The following is a 385-nucleotide window of genomic DNA, read 5'->3' as shown; positions in this document are numbered from 1 at the left end:
CCAGACAACATGCCCGTCTCCGGCATCCAGCGCCTTGACCCAGCCGCGGACGCCCATTTCGCCGCCGGAATTGCCGACCAGAACTTTGCCCTTCACCACCAGCGGCGCCATGGTGATGGTCTCGCCGATGTTGATGTTGCCGATATGAGTGTTCCAGATCGGCTTGCCCGTATTGGCATCGAGCGCGATCGTGTGGCCGTCCAGCGTGTTGAAGAAGATGCGTCCGTCGGCGAAGGCCGCTCCGCGGTTGACGACATCGCAGCAGGCCACTCCTTGTGCCGCCGGCTCGGGGTTGGGCTCGTACTTCCACTTCATCGGCGCGCCCGGCCTGGAAAGGTCGAGCGCGTAGACGATGTTGGGAAAGGGCGTGACGATGTACATGTTG

General features: G+C 62.9%; 1 protein-coding gene. It reads right to left on the bottom strand.

What is annotated here, in order from left to right; genetic code table 11:
• The coding region (locus EOA22_RS37495; protein ID WP_164756379.1) for a PQQ-binding-like beta-propeller repeat protein at nucleotides 1–385 on the bottom strand (385 nt) is incomplete at both ends.

Origin of the sequence: Mesorhizobium sp. M7A.F.Ca.US.014.04.1.1, from assembly GCF_003998745.1 — a bacterium.
Classification (GTDB): domain Bacteria; phylum Pseudomonadota; class Alphaproteobacteria; order Rhizobiales; family Rhizobiaceae; genus Mesorhizobium; species Mesorhizobium ciceri.
The sequence above is the reverse complement of the archived record's forward strand: the minus strand, read 5'-3'. Positions and strand labels throughout refer to the sequence as shown.